The organism is Pseudomonas sp. FW306-02-D09B (genome assembly GCF_058782685.1).
Genome location: NZ_JBYSXY010000007.1, coordinates 1 through 16085 on the forward strand (window position 1 = coordinate 1; position 16085 = coordinate 16085).

The following is a 16085-nucleotide window of genomic DNA, read 5'->3' on the forward strand; positions in this document are numbered from 1 at the left end:
TGTCCCCTTCGTCTAGTGGCCTAGGACACCGCCCTTTCACGGCGGTAACAGGGGTTCGAGTCCCCTAGGGGACGCCATTTGCGGGAATAGCTCAGTTGGTAGAGCACGACCTTGCCAAGGTCGGGGTCGCGAGTTCGAGTCTCGTTTCCCGCTCCATATTTAACGAAAACGCCGCTCACTGAGCGGCGTTTTTGTGTGCGCGTTATAAAAGTCCCTCAGCCTCCCAGGCTATGGATCAGGTTATCCAGCACTTCAGCGGTTGTTTCATCCAGCTCTGCAACTACCGACGCTCTAAGCTGCTGGTGCGCCAAGCGGTATTCGCTGGGTGTGCAGTTGGCGAAATGCTTGAAAGCCCGAGCGAAGTAGGAAGGGTCCTTGAAACCGGCTTCATAGCCGATGCTGGTGATGGGCATCTGGCTGTTGCCGAGCAATTCCTTCGCAAAGTTCATGCGCTTGTTCAAGATGTAATCCATGAAGCCAAGACCGTAGGCTTCCTTGAACAGGCGGCTGAAGCGAAAGGTGGTCATGCCGCAGCGTTTGGCCACATCCCGCTGATCGATGTTGTCCCGAAAGTGCTGATCGATGTACAGCAGCACATTGCTCAACGCCTGGTGTTTTTGGTGTTCCGGCGTCATCCGGATACTGCCCGGAAGGGTCGGGGAGTGGTCGATCTGCATCGTCTTGCGTTGGTCGCGAACATTGCGGCGTAGCTCATGCAACTGAATGACAGCCGTCAGGTAGCGATTCTTTTCGGCGGAGGAAAGGGGCAGCACCATGTATTCCCAGACACACGAACGCATCGCCCATACGGCCAGCTCTTCGGAGTGCTGCACGGTGAACATGGTGATCGGAATGGCCGGTGCGGTGCGTTTGATCTCCAGCAGCATCCTCAGGCCGGGTGTGTCGGGGCGATCAAAATGGATGCAGATCATGTCGGCCTGCATCCCGCTGGAAAATGTGGAGCCTTTCGCCAGTTTGCAGTCGCAGGCGTGCTCGAACTGCGCCATGAGTTCCGGGGTGGACCGATCGTGGGTCCGATCGAACCAGAGTAGTGATGGTTTCCTGATCACGTTTGACGTCATGTGTTTAGCTCTGGCTTCTGAGGTTCTTCGTGCCTCTATCCGCTGAGTAGTATTGTCAATGTGATATCGCTTTGCAGACTAAATCCTGATAAGAAAACCCGAGTTTAGTTCTATTCGCTCTATGGTTTGCTGTCAGTCAGTGTCGGGCGGTTGTTTATTGGCGTGTTGGCGGCGGATACAGGATCAACCGTTCATCGCTTGTGAAACAAGGGCAATAGCCTTTGCCCGCTGTTCCTTGTTTAGAGCCTTTCCTTTCCCTTCTTCTCCTTCTACAGACGCCAATTACCCAGTGATTGGTAGTGCCCGCAAAAAAGTCCTAGCGATGCGCAAAATCCTCCTAACCCCCTTGGGGGAGCCCTGACTAAGGTAGCTACAAGCAGTGCAAAAAGTGCTGCTCCCCGGAAGAACAACATTCGAGTGAGGTGGGCAAAATGACTCTGCAAACTATCAAGGCTTCGGTACTGAAGTTCGCCAAAGATGAAGACGGTCTGACCATTGTGGAATACGCAGTGGCCGGTGGGCTGATTACGATAGCTGCTGTCGCGGCGTTTGTTGCTTTGGGCGGCGCAGTGAATACCAAGATCAGAGCGCTGTGCGGCGCGGTTTCTGGCACTGCTACCTGCTAACAACGAAAACTCACGGTGGAGGCACGCGGCGACATCCATGGAATAACTGGTTGCTACTTTTTTGCTGATAGAGCTACCGGATAACTCAATGGACTTCGCGCGTTCTCTGCCAGTGGGCGTTCTGAACGGTGTAACCGCTGAAGTGAGGTACGCAAAATGACTCTGCAAACAATAAGAACTTCGATAGTGAAGTTCTCCAAAGATGAAAACGGCTTGACCATTGTGGAATACGCGGTGGCAGGTGGCTTGATTACGATCGCTGTTGTTGCAGCGTTTGTTGCTTTGGGCGGCGCAGTGGATACCAAAATCAGGGCGCTGTGCGGCGCGGTTACTAGTGCTGCTAATACCCCCTGCTGACAACAAAAACTTACGGTAGGGAGGCACGCCATGTCCACGGAACTGCTGGTTTCTACCATTTTGCTAATAGGACTACTGGGCGTGGCGGTGGTGAGCGATCTGCTTCGCCACCGTATTCCCAACACGCTGGTCCTGTTGGGACTGGCCTTGGGATTGGCCGGTCAGATGTATTCGGGAGGTGTGAGCGGATTGGGAGACGGCCTATTGGGCATCCTGATCTGTTTTGCACTGTTCCTGCCCATGTACGCCTTGGGTGGCATGGCCGCCGGTGACGTCAAATTGATGGCCATGGTCGGCAGTTTCCTACCGTTCCATTACGCGTTATGGGCCGCTTTATTCAGCCTGATCGCCGGTGGCGTGTGCGGTTTCCTGATAGTGCTGGTTCGCGGTCAGTTGGTACAGACCCTGGGGCGCTATTGGCTGATTTTGAGGGCGCAGTCTTATCTGGCGCCAACTTCAGACGAGGTGGCCAGCAAGCCTTTCCCTTATTCGATTGCCATTTTACTCGGCACTTTATACACCGTTTACTGGCAACTCTTTGCCGGTGGGTTGGGAGGTTAGCCATGCACGTCATTGTCGAGAGTGATGCCTGCCACTATGAACGAGCAGCGGTGCAGCGACTGGCTCCCCAGCCGTGCACTATCAGCGAGACGGGTCTGACGGACAGTTTTCTCGGTGAGTTGGTGTGCAAGCATTTGTACGACGCCGGTGTGCTGGACATGCCACGGCTGGTAGAGCGCCTGGCACTGACCGGTGCTGTAATGGAGGAGGTCCTGGCGTTTCTGCGCAAGGATGGTCGTGTCGAAGTGCTTGGGCAGATGGGCGCGCAATCGGGAGGTGGCTCGCTACGCTATGGCCTGACTGACCGTGGACGCAGTGCCGCCCGCGATGCCCTTTCGCGTAGCGGTTATATTGGCGCGGCACCGTTCCCGGTGAAGGCCTACCGTTCCCTGCTCAAGCTGCAGACCATTCACCATGGACGCATCGGTGCGCACGATATGCGCACGGCACTTAACGGTGTGGTGCTCACGGAGGGGATGCTCGATCAACTGGGTGTAGCGCTGAACTCCGGGCGCGCGATCATGATTTATGGCCCCGCCGGGACTGGCAAGACCTATGTCAGCAGTCGGCTGATTCGCCTGTTCGCCGAGGCCATCTGGGTGCCCCATGCCATAGCGATCAACGAGTCGGTGATCGAGATCTATGACCCGCAGGTACACCAGCGGCTGGATGATGGCAGTCCACAGAACAATTTGATGCTCAACGAAGGGATCGACCGTCGGCTGCTGTGCTGCAAACGCCCGATCGTCATTACCGGCGGTGAGTTGAGCATGGAACAGCTGGACATTCGTTATGACCCCTTCACCCGTCAGTACCAGGCCGCCTTGCAGCTCAAGGCCAGCAATGGCCTGTTCATCATCGATGACATGGGGCGCCAGCGCATGCCGCCCGCCGAGCTGCTGAATCGCTGGATCGTCCCGATGGAAGAGAAGCGCGACTTCCTCAACCTGGGCGGCGGGCGGCATTGCGAGTTGCCGTTCGATCTGATTCTGGTGTTCTCCACCAACCTCAATCCCCTGGAGTTGGCCGATGAGGCTTTTCTCCGCCGGATTGGCTACAAGCTGCAATTCGGTTACTTGAAGCCCGAAGAGTACGAACGGATCTGGCAGCAGGAGTCCGAGCGTCTGGGCATTCGTCATGACCCACTGCTGGTGCGCTTTGTACTGCAAAAACTTTACGCCATTGAAGGCACGCCCCTGGTGCCTTGCCATCCCCGCGATCTCCTGAACATGGCGCTGGATCGTCAGCGTTACCTGGGCGGTTCCGGGCCACTGTCGCCGCAGGAACTGGAATGGGCGTGGAGCAACTACTTCGTCCAGCTCGACTTTCTTTGAGTAGGAGATACAGACATGAGCTCTCGTACTGCAACGCTGATTGGTATTTCGTTGGTCATGGGCCTCGGCGCCGCATGGATGGCCAACTCCTGGTTGAGCGCACGGCTCAATGCCAGCCCGGATGATCACCTTCGAAGCGTGGTAGTCGCCACGGTCGAGATTCCGTTCGGACAGATGGTCGAGGCCCAGCAGGTCACGACCGTGCGCATGCCCATGGATACGATCCCGGACGATGCTTTCGATTCCAGCGACAAGGCGGTGGGCAAGATCGCCACGTTCGACATCCTGCGCGGCGACATCGTGCGGGGCGCGCGCCTCAGTGAACACTTGGGTGGCAGCACCCTGGCCTCTTTGATTGCTCCCGACAAACGCGCCATTTCGGTACGGGTGGACGATGTGGTCGGGGTCGGCGGGTTCCTGTTGCCGGGTAACCGGGTCGATGTGCTGGCAACCAAGCAAACCAACGGCAGCAACAACAACGCCGTGTCGCGGACCATCCTCGAAAACTTGCGTGTGTTGGCGGTGGATCAGACCGCAGGCACCGACAAGACGCAGCCAGTGGTGGTGCGTGCCGTGACACTGGAAATGACCACTACCGAGGCGGAAGCCCTGGTCACCGCGCAGACCGAAGGGAAGTTGCAACTGGCCCTGCGCAACCCGCTGAACCTCACGAAAAAACCGACCCCCGCACCTGTAGCACCTGCTGCGCCTGTTACGCAGACCATTGCCATGGCCACCGAAACGGCGCCAAGACGCGTGGTACACCGTGGCAGCGGTAACGGCGGGGCTGTCACCGTTATTCGTGGCATCGAATCTCATGTCGTCAATGTGCGCTGACAAGGCGCAATGGGTACTCAGGTAGTGGCGGAGCCGATTCGGGTCCGTATCGGCAAATGAGGGCTTGATCATGAATTCTCGAATTCAACGGCCGTTTCCGGTAACGCCAAGGCGCCAGCGGGGATCGGTGACCGTACTGATGGTGATCGCGTTGGCGGCGATTACCATGATGGCGGCATTGGCGCTGGATGGCAGCCACATGCTGCTGAACAAGACCCGCCTGCAAAATGCGGTGGACGCCGCCGCCCTGAGTGGCGCAAAAACCCTGAGTCAGGTCACCGGCGGTACCAGTATTGCCAGTACAACGCGCACTGCCGCACTGAATACGCTGACGCTCAATGCGAATGCCACCGGCAACACCGAGCTGGCAACGGCCATCGCCAGCAGCACGGGCACTTTCGCGGTGGTGGAACTGGCCAACAACGTTTACGGACCGTTCTCCTACCCAGGGCCGGCGGATGCCACTTACGTTCGGGTGACGGTGCCGAGCTATCGCCTGACCGGGTTTTTCTGGAGTTTCGTCCAGTCGTTGGGCACTGCCGGCCTGGGCAACAAGGCGGTGGCGGCGATGGCCACTGCCGGCCCCAGCCCCACCAGCCCCTGCGATCTCGCGCCATTGATGGTCTGTGGTGACCCGACTCAATACAACCCGAGCGCCGGGGTGTTCTGGGGCTACCACTTTGGCGATTTGCAGGATTTGAAATCGGGCGCCGGAAATACGTCCCCGATTGGCCCAGGCAACTTTCAACTGCTCGATTTTGGTTCGGGTGGCAGCACGATCAGGCAGGATCTGGCCGGAGGCGGCTCGGTGTGCCGCAGCGTCGGGCAAAATGTCACGACCCAACCGGGCAACCAGGTCGGCCCGGTGTCCCAAGGTTTGAACACCCGCTTCGGCCAGTACAGTGGAGGGCTCAGAGCCGCGGATTATCCGCCAGACCTGATCGTTAGCTACAACTCGCCGCAGATCACCTGGAACAGCTCAAGCACGCCGCCACGGGCGGAGTACCAGGGCCAGCCCGTCACATCGAACAATGGCAATCTTTCCGCCGGCGGTACGGCGCTCCTGGACTACAACGACTGGCTGGCGAGTTCCGCCGGGTGTGTTGCCGGCTCGGGCAGTGGCTGCCAGAGCGGTGGGGTCTTTGAGCGACGGATGCTGAAAATCGTGATTGGCGACTGCAGCGGGAAAAACAATGGCGCCACTTCGATTCCAGTCCTGGGTTTTGGCTGCTATTTCGTGGTGCAGCCGGCCGGCGTCGGTGGGACTGTAGCGCAGATCTTCGGGCAGTTCGTGCAGGAGTGTACAGGCGACAACGTGCCCGGCCCCAATCCTTCAGGTGATGCCGGCCCACGGATCATTCAGCTCTACAAAACCTATATCAATGGCAGCGGCACTCCGAGCACTGACTCGTAGGGGGCGTCATGAGACTTCACGCGTTGAAACAACCGCAGGGCCAGCAAGGCATGGCGTTGGTGGAATTCACCATCGTCCTGCCGTTGATGCTGCTGCTGTTGCTGGCCCTTGGCGAGTTTGGCCGCATGCTCTTTCAATACAACACCCTGTTACAGGCCAGCCGTGATGCCGGCCGTTACGTCGCCAGCCAGGCGTGGAACTCGACGCTCGGGACTGTCTCTCTAAGCAGCACGCTGCAGACCCAGACGAAAAACGTCGCGGTCTATGGCGTGCCTGCCAACACCGGGACGCCTGTGGTGTCAGGGTTGACGACCGGTAACGTCGCGGTCTCCGCCGTGGGCACCGACCATGTGCAGGTCACCATCACCTATACCTTCTGCCCGGTGATTGGTGCAAGCACCTGTACCGGATCGATTACCGGGCTCTTTGCCAATCCGATTGCACTGAGCATTCCACTGGTCGCTACAACTGTCATGAGGGTTCTGTGATGAATCGCAAACAGATGCGCGGCGTCTATGTGGTGGAGTTCGCCTTCATCGGCTTGCTGGTGTTCGTCCTGTTGTTCGGCGTGCTGGAAATGGGCCGCCTGTACTTCACGGTCAATGCCCTCGATGAATCCGCGCGGCGCGGTGCGCGTTTGGCGGCGGTGTGCAACATCAGCGATCCGATCGTGTTGCAGCGGGCGATCTTCAATCCCGCGGGCAACACCGGCACCAGCCAGCTGATCACCAATCTGGGCACTGGCAACCTGACGCTGACTTACCTGGACGCGAACGGTGCGCTGGTGAGCAACCCCACCGACACCGTCAGCGCCACCGGATTCCGTGCCATCCGTTATGTCCAGGTGAGCCTGCAAAGCTACGTATTCAATCTGTTTATCCCCGGGTTTGGCGTGCCCATTACGTTGCCTACCTTCAGGGCAACCTTGCCACGCGAAAGCCTTGGGCATCATTCCGAGTCAGGGGAGGTCACCCCATGCTGAATATAAAGGAAACATCGTTAAGCACCGCGACGACCGGCAAGCCCGGGCTGCGATTGCTGATCAGCAGCCGTGATGCCACGGCACTGCGTGATCTGCAAAGCGTTTGCCAGCGGATGCCGAGCCTGGAGGTGAGCACGCGCCTGGTGAGTAATGGGCATGTCGACCCGCTCTATGGTCTGGAGCGGATGCCCGATCTGTTATTGGTGCGTGTCAGCCATCTATGGCGTGAGGAGCTGGCGGCACTGTTACAGCATCCGGCCCATGAGCGTCCGCCGCTGCTGGTGTGTGGCCTGTTGAACGAGCAGGACGCCATGCGCCTGGCGATGCAGGCCGGCGCCCGTGATGTCTTGCCGGAACCGATAGCCGAGACAGAACTGGTTTCAGCCTTGAGTCGTCTGGTCACAGAGGTCCGGGTCAACAGTGGGGCAGAAGGGAAGCTGATTGCCGTGATGGGTGCCAAGGGCGGCTCCGGCAGTACCTTGCTGGCCTGCAACCTGGCTCACCAGCTTAGCGTCAAGGGCGGCAATACCCTGCTTTTGGACATGGACCTGCAATTTGGCAGCGTGACGCATTACCTCGATGTGGCGCAGTCGCACAGCCACCTGGAGGTGTTGCAGCAGGTCGAAGACATGGACAGCGTTGCGCTACGCGGTTTTTGCAGCCACTTCAGCCCGACCTTGCATGTGCTGGGTGGGCGGGCCGGTGAGTTGTGTCTGCCGCAGGATGCCCAGCCCGAGCAACTCGATGCCCTGTTGCAGTTGGCCCGCGCCAGTTATGACTGGGTGGTGGTCGATCTGCCACGGCAAATCGACCACCTCACAGGCTCCGTGCTGGAGCAGGCAGACCGGGTATACGTCGTGGTGCAGCAGAGTGTCAGCCATCTGCGCGATGCCAGCTCGCTGACGCGGATTCTTCGCGAAGACCTGGGCGTGCGCGGGGATCAATTGCAGGTGGTGGTCAACCGCTATGACAAGGCGGCAGCGATCAGCCTCAAGGATATCGGCGAGGCGCTACGCTGCGCGAACCTGTTGAAATTACCCAACGACTTCAACCTGGTCAGCCAGAGTCAGAACTCTGGCGTGCCGTTGGGGGTGCAAGCACCGCGGGCTCCGATCAGCGTCGCCGTACGCCAGATGTCCGAGGCGTTGGTCGGTAAGCAGATGACCGGGAACAAAGGCTTGTTCAAACGTGCCTTCAACCGTTTTTTCGGGGGATAACCCATGATCAGCGACTTTCGTAACCGCTTGCGCAAACAGTCCGGTAAACCCGCCGCATCGTCGCTTGGGCAACCGGGTGACGACTTGCTGGACCCGGCAGAGGAGTTGATGGCGTGGGAACGTTCGGTTCCGGACGTTATTTACGAAACCCGAAGCCAGGTCACCCCGGTGGAGGCCGAGTGGCGGGAGAAAATCTACCAGCAGTTGCTCAAGGTCATGGACCTGTCCTTGCTCGATTCCCTTGAGCAGGCCGAGGCCACGCGGCAAATTCGCGAGATTTGCCAGCGCTTGCTGGATGAGCATTCAGCTCCCGTGAGTTCGGTCAGCCGTCAGTTGATCATCAAGCAGATCACCGATGAGGTGCTGGGCCTTGGCCCACTGGAGCCGTTACTGGCGGATCACACCGTGTCTGACATTCTGGTCAACGGCTCTGCCTCGGTGTATGTCGAACGCTTTGGCAAGCTGCAGAGGACCGATGTGCGCTTTCGTGACGATCAGCATTTGCTGAACATCATCGACCGCATCGTTTCCAGTCTGGGGCGGCGCATCGATGAGTCCTCGCCGTTGGTGGACGCCCGGCTCAAGGACGGTTCTCGGGTCAACGCAATTATTCCACCGCTGGCCATCGACGGGCCGAGCGTGTCGATCCGTCGTTTTGCGGTGGACCTGCTCAATACCGATAGCCTGATCCAGGTCGGTACCTTGACCCCGGCCATTGCTTTGCTGCTCAAGGCGATTGTTCGTGGACGCTTGAACGTATTGATCTCCGGCGGTACCGGCAGCGGCAAGACCACCATGCTCAATGTGCTGTCCAGTTTCATTCCGCAAAATGAACGGATTGTCACCATTGAAGACTCGGCCGAACTGCAACTGCAGCAGCCGCATGTGGTGCGTCTGGAAACCCGTCCTTCGAACATCGAGGGGCGTGGAGAGGTGAGCCAGCGCGAATTGGTGCGCAACAGTTTGCGGATGCGCCCCGACCGCATTGTGATCGGCGAAGTGCGCGGCGCCGAGGCGCTGGACATGCTGACGGCGATGAACACCGGCCACGACGGTTCGCTGACCACGATCCACGCCAATACCGCGCGTGATGCGTTGGGGCGAATCGAGAACATGGTGTCGATGACCGGTGCGACTTTCCCGATCAAGGCCATGCGTCAGCAGATCGCCTCGGCCATTGATGTGGTGATCCAGCTGGAACGTCAGGAGGACGGCAAGCGGCGCCTGGTCAGCGTGCAGGAAATCAACGGCATGGAAGGCGAGATCATCACCATGACCGAGATTTTCTCGTTTGCACGCAGTGGCATTGGCGAACACGGTGAAGTGCTCGGTGATTATCGGCCCAGCGGCATGATTCCGGCCTTTCGCGACGTGTTGGCCAAACGTGGCATCGAGTTGCCACTGAACTTGTTCCGGCCTGAATGGATGGAGGCACGGCAGTCATGAACAATATATCCGGTGAATTCATTCTGATCTTTCTCGGCATGGTGTTTATCGCCGTCTTCCTCCTGTCCCAGGGTGTAGTGGTGCCGGTGTTCGGTGAGGCGGGCAAGATGCGCAAGCGCATTCGCGGTCGCCTGCATGTGCTGGAGAAAGCCAACAACCTGCCCAACATGCAGACCGTGCTGCGGCAGAAATACCTGACACGCTTGTCGCCACTGGAGGCCTGGCTTGAGCAACTGCCGTTCATGGCGGACCTGACACAACTGATCGAGCAGTCGGGACACGAATATCGGGCCTATCGGGTACTGTTCCTCGGGATCGCCATGGGAGTTGGTGCGGGAGCCCTGGTCTTCTTGCTCTCGTCACTCTGGTGGATGGCGTTGGCGGTGGCCTTTGCGGTGGCTTGGCTGCCGCTGCTGAAAATCCTCCGTGACCGCAACAAACGCTTTGCCGAGTTTGAGGAGGGCTTGCCGGATGCGCTGGATGCCATGTGTCGGGCGCTGCGTGCCGGGCATCCGTTCAACGAAACCCTGCGGCTGGTCGCCGAGGAGCACAAAGGGCCGGTGGCGCATGAGTTCGGGCTGACTTTTGCTGATATCAACTATGGCAATGATGTGCGCCGGGCCATGCTCGGCCTGCTGGAGCGGATGCCGAGCATGACGGTGATGATGCTGGTGACGTCGATCCTTATCCATCGTGAAACTGGCGGCAATCTGACCGAGGTGCTGGAGCGTTTGAGCCGGCTGATCCGGGGACGCTTTCGCTTTCAGCGCAAGATCAAGACTCTGTCAGCCGAAGGGCGAATGTCGGCCTGGGTGCTGGTGTCAATTCCCTTCGTGCTGGCGGCGGCGATCCTGATCACGACTCCCAGCTACCTGCCTGTGCTGACCAATGATCCACTCGGCCACAAGCTGATCATCGGGGCTTTCTGCGCGATGTTGGTCGGGATTGTCTGGATCCGCAAAATAATCCGGATTCAGGTTTAAGCGGTATTCGCTACGAGGAGGTGCAGGTCATGGACTATTTGCTCGGGTTGTTGGGTCGGGTGACGGGTAATGAGGCGCTGGCGCGCCTGTTGTTCGTCAGTGCGATAGGGGTGAGTACGGTGCTTGCGGTCGTCACCGTGATATTACTGGTGTTGGGGCTTCAGGACCCGATGCAGCGTCGCCTTGCGCTGATCAAGCGGGGGCAATACGGGAGTGCAGGGGGCCCGGATGCGCCGGGTAATCTGCAACTGTTGCTGGAGCGCGTTGGCCAGCGTTTTGGCTCCGCCGAAACCGCTCAGGCATCCGAAACCCAGCTGCTGTTGATGCACGCAGGGTACCGCTCGTCTTCGGCAGTGCAGATGTACTGGGCGGTGCGCTTGCTGTTGCCGCTGATATTGGTCGGCATTTCCCTGCTGGTTTTGCCGCTGATCCCCCGGCTGTCTCTGCCTTTGGGCTTGCTGCTGGTGCTCATGGCGGCCGCTGTCGGTTGGCTGCTGCCAGCGATGTATATCGGCAAGCGCAAACAGCTACGCCAGACCCGGCTGCGTGTCGCGTTTCCGGATGCCCTGGATCTGATGGTGGTCTGCGTGGAATCGGGGCTGGCCTTGCCCACGACCATCGAACGGGTGGCTGAGGAAATGGCGGTCAGCCAAGTCGAGCTGGCAGAGGAGCTGGCGCTGGTCAACGCGCAAATCCGTGCCGGCATCACCAGTACCGAGGCGCTCAAGCAACTGGCCGTGCGCACCGGACTGGAAGACGTGCGAGGGTTGGTCAGCCTGTTGGGGCAGAGCATCCGCTTCGGTACCAGCGTAGCCGATACCCTGCGCATCTATGCCGATGAGTTTCGCGACCGGCGTACGCAGGCAGCCGAAGAAATGGGGGCGAAGATTGGTACCAAGCTGATATTCCCACTGATCTTCTGTCTGTGGCCGAGCTTCTTCCTGGTCGCTATTGGACCGGCGTTGATCGGGGTGCTCAAAGCGTTCGGGTGAGATAAGCGAGGGGGGCTGCCAAGCAGGATGGCGGCTCCTGTCGGAGCAGAGGGTGGAGCAAATCTTAAGTGGGTCAGGCCCGGTGCCTGATCCACTTTTAGCCTTTTATTCGTTTATCCACGTACGTTATTGGCCCCGGCGTTCTCGCCAGGTAACGCTGGACTACGCCAGAGGCTGATCGCCCACAGACGTGGCTCATTTGCCACCGTTGCTCATGCTTCCCGATGCCTTCTGGTCAAAATGTTCAGGAATCGGGTGGGTGAAGCTATCCAGCCAGCGTTGCATGGACAGATCACGTTCGGTGGCCGAAACGCTCTGCAGTCGAGGGGAAGCCACTACGCCGCGAATCTGTAGTTGCATCCATTGCTCGGTGCCTTGTTGCGGCACCGAAGAGGGGCCCGGCTCAATAGCCCAGGCGGTCGTGGACAGGCAAGCCATGCATACTATCAACAGCCTCTTGGTATTCATTTGCGACTCCTCATCTTGTCTACTTGATCGCATTGGCTGAGGCATTGACTACCTCTGTCATGCCTTTACCCTCGGTAGCCACCACTTTTTTGGCCGGGGCCTTGAGTCTTTCCGCGCGAGCTTGGGCATCCGAGACTTGCTTGGAACTCAGGCTGGCGCGGTTTGCGAGTTCGGCAGCTTGCTTCCAGTTGTCCTGATAGATCAGCAGTGTCACCAGATTGAGTGCCGCCAGCGAATCTGACGGCTTGAGTTCCATGGCGGTCATAAACTGAAAGCGTGCCTCATTGGGCCGATGCTGGTTGAGGTAGACGACCCCCAGGTCATTGCGGATTTTGTCGTCGGTGGGGGCCATCCTCATTGCCCGCTCAAGGTGATCCGCGGCAGCCGCATTATCATTTTTGGCCACGGCCATCTGGCCCAGACCATGCTCGCCTTCAGCGGCCAGGCATGTGCCGAGCAGACTCTTGTACAACGGTTCGGCCTCGTTACGGCCCAGCAGGCGCAGTACTCGAGCCTTGCGCAGGCGAACCTGCGGCAAGTCATCAGACAGCCCTTCCAGATTCGCCAGGCTGGCATACAAACGGCCATCGTTGGTCATGTCGTCGGCCAGGTTCAGCGACAACTGCTGATCCGAACCAGGCGCCGCGCAGCTACTCGGTCGATAAGACAGGCCATTGGTGGCGCACCCTGCGAGCATCACCGTCGCGGCTATTGCTATGAGCGCTTTCATTGAGTGTCCTCCGGCTATAGCACCTTGAACCAGGCTCATTGCGAGAGCCCCATGCGGCTGTCGAAGTCACCGTTGTCGAGGAAGTACATGCGGTAGAAGTTCGGGTCGTAATTGCGCAGTTGTTCACCCGGCAATGACGGCAGTTGTGCGTTGACCGCCAATGGTTGAACCAGGTGCGGAGTGACGATCATCAGCAGCTCGCGCTCCTCACGGTTGATGCTGTTATTGCGAAAGAACGCGCCGAGGATCGGGATATCGCCCAGCCCTGGAAACTTGTTCACCTGGGAGCTGTTGCTGGTGCTGATCAAGCCGCTGATGACGAAGCTTTCGCCATCGGCCAGGGAAATGCTGGTGTCGGTACGGCGCACGGTAAATGCCGGGACGATAGTGCCGGCGATCTGTATGGCCTTGGTGAAGTCCAGCTCGCTGACCTCGGGTGCTACCTTGAGGGCAATGCGTCCTTTATCGATGATGGTCGGGGTCAGGGTCAGGCGGACACCGAACTCCTTGTACTCGATGGAGATGTTGTCGCTGCCTGAACTGGGCACCGGAATCGGCACTTCACCACCGGCCAGGAAGCTCGCACTTTGGCCGCTGAGGGCCACCAGGCTTGGCCGCGCCAGGGTGTAGGCAAAGCCACTGCCTTCCAGCGCATTGATCATTCCCAGGACATTGCCGCCGCCAAAGCCGATATTGAACGTACCGTTATTCAGCGGGACGTTTGGCGCCAGGCTACCGATGTGGCCGGGAGTCACCGTCACCCCGGGCACAGTGCCCGGCGAGCCGAACAGAAAATTACCGCTCTTGCCGAAGATCGACGTGCTGGCCTCTTTCAACTTGGTGCGGCTGACTTCGACGAAGCGAATATCGGTCTGCACCTGGCTCGGCAACAGCGGGTCTGCAGAAGGCACCGTCGACACGCTGGTCAGCGCTGCGGTGGCCCTGCCTTTGACGAACACCATGCTTTGGCGCGGCGTGGGCGAGCAGGCGGTCCAGACCATCAGGCTGGTGGCACCGGGCGCTACACCCGTGAGGATGAAGGAGTTGCTGCTACTGGTTTGCACGTCGGCAACCTTCGGGTCGCCCACTGCCAGTTGCTTGATCGGGACTGGCATGCGCAACTCATCCTGAAGCCCTTGGCCGACCTCGAACACGGCGGGCAGACTGGCCAGTTGCGAGCAATTGTTCGCCGCGGCCTGAGCCGCATCTACACCAAGGCCCATCCACAACAGGCCATGGATAATTCGTTTGAAAGCGGGCACGGTACGATAGCTCATTAAGTGCATCCTCGCTGAATAGGCCATCTGCGGGCTAACCTGGTTACCCTGAATCGCTTCATGGCGCTCGGGCCGGCCCTCCACTTCACCAGACCACTAACCATTAGTGGTCCTGGCAATATTGCTGGGTGCTGCGCGCTAGCAGGTGCAATACACGGGTCTGACTGACCTGCGAGCGACCTGCGCTAAAACAGTCGTTAGTGATCCAGATACCTGGGTTCGGGACACGCGAGGTTTTTTGCCAACCTTGTTGGGTTCGCACAAGCAACCGACCGGAGCGATATGCACAGGCTCGACAGCAACAGTGGCTATAAACAGGGCTGTCAGCCGACGCGGTTCCCCCAAAAAACAACTGGCAATCAGGCCACAAAGCAGAAAAACGCCAGCCAGGATCATAGTGAGGTATCTCCTTCTGCCAATTCGCTATCTGATCGCTGAACAAAACGTGGACAACTCAAAACCGTATGATTTGCTCTTTGCTTGAAGGTAGTTCAACCGAGGCAAAGCGCCATTGTTTAGAAGAAAAACTTCTGTGCGAATGTGGGCGCATTGCTGTTTTTCGAGTTGTGCTCTCACCCGCGAGTTGGCCCCATGACGGGGTATTTCCACACGCAATCTGCCCTTTCAAATTGTTACCGGGTGCACCAATACGACGCAAAAACGTGGCTCCGGTAACATTCACGAAAGCGGCTCGGCCACCCTCAAGATTTTTTTGATCATTGCCAAAGGCCCGTTCCAGACGCCTTCCTGTTGCTTAAAAAGTTTTCTTCAGCGGCCGTTCAGCGAGTTGGCTGGTTGATTGCATATGCTTGTATGTACAAGTAAGTGTGTGTGCATAAGAGGCACCCGAAGGTGCTGACGCACAAGATGGCTTTAAAGCACGTACTTGAGGTTCAGGTTTACAGCGTCACACGCATTCCAGTAGCAGCACCCATGCGCTACAAGCGCCCGTAGTGGTTTTAGGAATTGATAATAATGAAAAGAACATTGCTGACCCTTTCTGCTTTGACACTGTGCATGGCCGCAGGCGTAGCCACGGCCAAAGAGTACAAAGAGCTGCGTTTTGGCGTTGATCCTTCCTACGCACCGTTCGAGTCCAAAGCGGCTGACGGTAGCCTGGTGGGCTTCGACATCGATTTGGGTAACGCGATCTGCGCCGAGCTGAAGGTCAAGTGCAAATGGGTCGAGAGCGATTTCGACGGCACGATTCCAGGCCTCAAGGCCAATAAATTCGACGGTGTAATCTCTTCCATGACCGTGACTCCGGCCCGTGAGAAAGTCATCGACTTCTCCAGCGAGCTGTTCTCCGGCCCGACCGCTCTGGTCTACAAGAAAGGCTCCAGCGTTTCTGACGTAGCCTCGCTCAAGGGTAAAAAAGTCGGCTACGAGCAAGGCACCATCCAGGAAGCCTACGCCAAGGCCGTGCTGGACAAAGCCGGGGTAGAAACCAAGGCCTACGCCAACCAGGACCAGGTTTACGCTGACTTGATGTCCGGTCGCCTCGACGCCACGATCCAAGACATGCTGCAAGCCAAGCTGAGCTTTTTGAAGTCGCCGCAAGGGGCTGATTACGAGGTCAGCCAGCCGATCGACAGCGAGTTGTTGCCCGCTAAAACAGCGGTAGGTATCGCCAAAGGCAACACCGAGCTCAAGGCCCTTCTCGATAAAGGCATCAAGGCGATCCACGATGACGGCACCTACGACTCGATCCAGAAGAAACACTTCGGTGATTTGAGTCTCTACAGCGGCAAGTAAGGCCCCGGTGCCCGTCCTCGGGAC

Annotated in this window: 17 protein-coding genes and 2 tRNA genes; 15 read left to right on the forward strand and 4 right to left on the reverse strand. The window is 58.5% G+C overall.

What is annotated here, in order from left to right; translation table 11 throughout:
- The first annotated feature begins 1 nt into the window (after position 1).
- Together AC3WK5_RS13575 and AC3WK5_RS13580 are read left to right on the forward strand one after the other, a co-directional pair.
- Positions 2–77, forward strand: a tRNA-Glu gene (locus tag AC3WK5_RS13575).
- 3 nt (positions 78–80) lie between these two features.
- Positions 81–156, forward strand: a tRNA-Gly gene (locus AC3WK5_RS13580).
- A 59-nt stretch (positions 157–215) separates the two neighbouring features.
- Here AC3WK5_RS13580 and AC3WK5_RS13585 read toward each other — a convergent pair.
- The gene (locus AC3WK5_RS13585; RefSeq protein WP_103317733.1) at positions 216–1082 is read right to left on the reverse strand and encodes a helix-turn-helix transcriptional regulator; all 867 of its coding nucleotides are present in this window, start codon (positions 1080–1082) and stop codon (positions 216–218) included.
- A gap of 431 nt (positions 1083–1513) precedes the next feature.
- Here AC3WK5_RS13585 and AC3WK5_RS13590 point away from each other — a divergent pair, with 431 nt between their 5' ends.
- The 12 genes from AC3WK5_RS13590 to AC3WK5_RS13645 all read left to right on the forward strand — a co-directional run bounded on the left by AC3WK5_RS13590 (position 1514) and on the right by AC3WK5_RS13645 (position 11831).
- Positions 1514–1708, forward strand: a complete 195-nt coding sequence (locus AC3WK5_RS13590; protein WP_103317731.1) for a Flp family type IVb pilin — start codon at positions 1514–1516, stop codon at positions 1706–1708.
- 156 nt (positions 1709–1864) lie between these two features.
- A complete protein-coding gene (locus AC3WK5_RS13595) occupies positions 1865–2065 on the forward strand; it encodes a Flp family type IVb pilin (RefSeq protein ID WP_103317729.1) in 201 nt (66 codons plus the stop codon).
- A 30-nt stretch (positions 2066–2095) separates the two neighbouring features.
- Positions 2096–2626, forward strand: a complete 531-nt coding sequence (locus AC3WK5_RS13600; RefSeq protein WP_103317727.1) for an A24 family peptidase — start codon at positions 2096–2098, stop codon at positions 2624–2626.
- 2 nt (positions 2627–2628) lie between these two features.
- Positions 2629–3960 (forward strand): DUF8689 domain-containing protein, encoded by a 1332-nt coding sequence (locus AC3WK5_RS13605; RefSeq protein ID WP_103317725.1) that lies wholly within the window; start codon positions 2629–2631, stop codon positions 3958–3960.
- A gap of 15 nt (positions 3961–3975) precedes the next feature.
- Complete coding sequence (gene cpaB, locus AC3WK5_RS13610; RefSeq protein WP_103317723.1) at positions 3976–4797, forward strand: Flp pilus assembly protein CpaB; 822 nt, start codon at positions 3976–3978, stop codon at positions 4795–4797.
- A gap of 67 nt (positions 4798–4864) precedes the next feature.
- Positions 4865–6211 carry a pilus assembly protein TadG-related protein gene (locus AC3WK5_RS13615; protein ID WP_103317743.1) on the forward strand — a complete coding sequence of 449 codons (1347 nt, stop codon included), beginning with the start codon at positions 4865–4867 and terminating at the stop codon, positions 6209–6211.
- 8 nt (positions 6212–6219) lie between these two features.
- The gene (locus tag AC3WK5_RS13620; RefSeq protein ID WP_103317722.1) at positions 6220–6699 is read left to right on the forward strand and encodes a TadE/TadG family type IV pilus assembly protein; all 480 of its coding nucleotides are present in this window, start codon (positions 6220–6222) and stop codon (positions 6697–6699) included.
- Positions 6699–7193 carry a TadE/TadG family type IV pilus assembly protein gene (locus AC3WK5_RS13625; RefSeq protein ID WP_103317720.1) on the forward strand — a complete coding sequence of 165 codons (495 nt, stop codon included), beginning with the start codon at positions 6699–6701 and terminating at the stop codon, positions 7191–7193. Before AC3WK5_RS13620 ends, AC3WK5_RS13625 begins: the two co-directional genes overlap by 1 nt.
- Positions 7187–8410, forward strand: coding sequence for an AAA family ATPase (locus tag AC3WK5_RS13630; protein ID WP_103317718.1), 1224 nt, complete (start codon positions 7187–7189; stop codon positions 8408–8410). Before AC3WK5_RS13625 ends, AC3WK5_RS13630 begins: the two co-directional genes overlap by 7 nt.
- 3 nt (positions 8411–8413) lie before the next feature.
- Positions 8414–9856: a TadA family conjugal transfer-associated ATPase gene (locus AC3WK5_RS13635; RefSeq protein ID WP_103317716.1), complete on the forward strand. Its 1443-nt coding sequence runs from the start codon at positions 8414–8416 to the stop codon at positions 9854–9856.
- The gene (locus tag AC3WK5_RS13640; protein WP_103317714.1) at positions 9853–10839 is read left to right on the forward strand and encodes a type II secretion system F family protein; all 987 of its coding nucleotides are present in this window, start codon (positions 9853–9855) and stop codon (positions 10837–10839) included. The genes AC3WK5_RS13635 and AC3WK5_RS13640 overlap by 4 nt, the downstream gene beginning before the upstream one ends.
- Positions 10840–10868: 29 nt before the next feature.
- Positions 10869–11831: a type II secretion system F family protein gene (locus AC3WK5_RS13645; protein WP_103317712.1), complete on the forward strand. Its 963-nt coding sequence runs from the start codon at positions 10869–10871 to the stop codon at positions 11829–11831.
- Between the two features lie 195 nt (positions 11832–12026).
- Here AC3WK5_RS13645 and AC3WK5_RS13650 read toward each other — a convergent pair whose 3' ends face one another.
- The 3 genes from AC3WK5_RS13650 to AC3WK5_RS13660 are packed head-to-tail and all read right to left on the reverse strand — an operon-like array spanning position 12027 to position 14306.
- A complete protein-coding gene (locus AC3WK5_RS13650; protein ID WP_103317710.1) occupies positions 12027–12299 on the reverse strand; it encodes a DUF3613 domain-containing protein in 273 nt (90 codons plus the stop codon).
- A gap of 19 nt (positions 12300–12318) precedes the next feature.
- A complete protein-coding gene (locus tag AC3WK5_RS13655; protein WP_103317708.1) occupies positions 12319–13029 on the reverse strand; it encodes a tetratricopeptide repeat protein in 711 nt (236 codons plus the stop codon).
- A gap of 35 nt (positions 13030–13064) precedes the next feature.
- Positions 13065–14306 (reverse strand): type II and III secretion system protein family protein, encoded by a 1242-nt coding sequence (locus AC3WK5_RS13660; protein ID WP_103317706.1) that lies wholly within the window; start codon positions 14304–14306, stop codon positions 13065–13067.
- 975 nt (positions 14307–15281) lie between these two features.
- Between AC3WK5_RS13660 and AC3WK5_RS13665 the strand changes: the two genes are divergently transcribed.
- The gene (locus tag AC3WK5_RS13665; protein ID WP_054593375.1) at positions 15282–16061 is read left to right on the forward strand and encodes a transporter substrate-binding domain-containing protein; all 780 of its coding nucleotides are present in this window, start codon (positions 15282–15284) and stop codon (positions 16059–16061) included.
- Positions 16062–16085: the final 24 nt, after the last annotated feature.

Coding starts and splice junctions, on each gene's coding strand:
- AC3WK5_RS13585 (WP_103317733.1), bottom strand. CDS start 1,082: ATGACGTCAAACGTGATCAGGAAACCATCACTACTCTGGTTCGATCGG.
- AC3WK5_RS13590 (WP_103317731.1), top strand. CDS start 1,514: ATGACTCTGCAAACTATCAAGGCTTCGGTACTGAAGTTCGCCAAAGAT.
- AC3WK5_RS13595 (WP_103317729.1), top strand. CDS start 1,865: ATGACTCTGCAAACAATAAGAACTTCGATAGTGAAGTTCTCCAAAGAT.
- AC3WK5_RS13600 (WP_103317727.1), top strand. CDS start 2,096: ATGTCCACGGAACTGCTGGTTTCTACCATTTTGCTAATAGGACTACTG.
- AC3WK5_RS13605 (WP_103317725.1), top strand. CDS start 2,629: ATGCACGTCATTGTCGAGAGTGATGCCTGCCACTATGAACGAGCAGCG.
- cpaB (WP_103317723.1), top strand. CDS start 3,976: ATGAGCTCTCGTACTGCAACGCTGATTGGTATTTCGTTGGTCATGGGC.
- AC3WK5_RS13620 (WP_103317722.1), top strand. CDS start 6,220: ATGAGACTTCACGCGTTGAAACAACCGCAGGGCCAGCAAGGCATGGCG.
- AC3WK5_RS13625 (WP_103317720.1), top strand. CDS start 6,699: ATGAATCGCAAACAGATGCGCGGCGTCTATGTGGTGGAGTTCGCCTTC.
- AC3WK5_RS13630 (WP_103317718.1), top strand. CDS start 7,187: ATGCTGAATATAAAGGAAACATCGTTAAGCACCGCGACGACCGGCAAG.
- AC3WK5_RS13635 (WP_103317716.1), top strand. CDS start 8,414: ATGATCAGCGACTTTCGTAACCGCTTGCGCAAACAGTCCGGTAAACCC.
- AC3WK5_RS13640 (WP_103317714.1), top strand. CDS start 9,853: ATGAACAATATATCCGGTGAATTCATTCTGATCTTTCTCGGCATGGTG.
- AC3WK5_RS13645 (WP_103317712.1), top strand. CDS start 10,869: ATGGACTATTTGCTCGGGTTGTTGGGTCGGGTGACGGGTAATGAGGCG.
- AC3WK5_RS13650 (WP_103317710.1), bottom strand. CDS start 12,299: ATGAATACCAAGAGGCTGTTGATAGTATGCATGGCTTGCCTGTCCACG.
- AC3WK5_RS13655 (WP_103317708.1), bottom strand. CDS start 13,029: ATGAAAGCGCTCATAGCAATAGCCGCGACGGTGATGCTCGCAGGGTGC.
- AC3WK5_RS13660 (WP_103317706.1), bottom strand. CDS start 14,306: ATGAGCTATCGTACCGTGCCCGCTTTCAAACGAATTATCCATGGCCTG.
- AC3WK5_RS13665 (WP_054593375.1), top strand. CDS start 15,282: ATGAAAAGAACATTGCTGACCCTTTCTGCTTTGACACTGTGCATGGCC.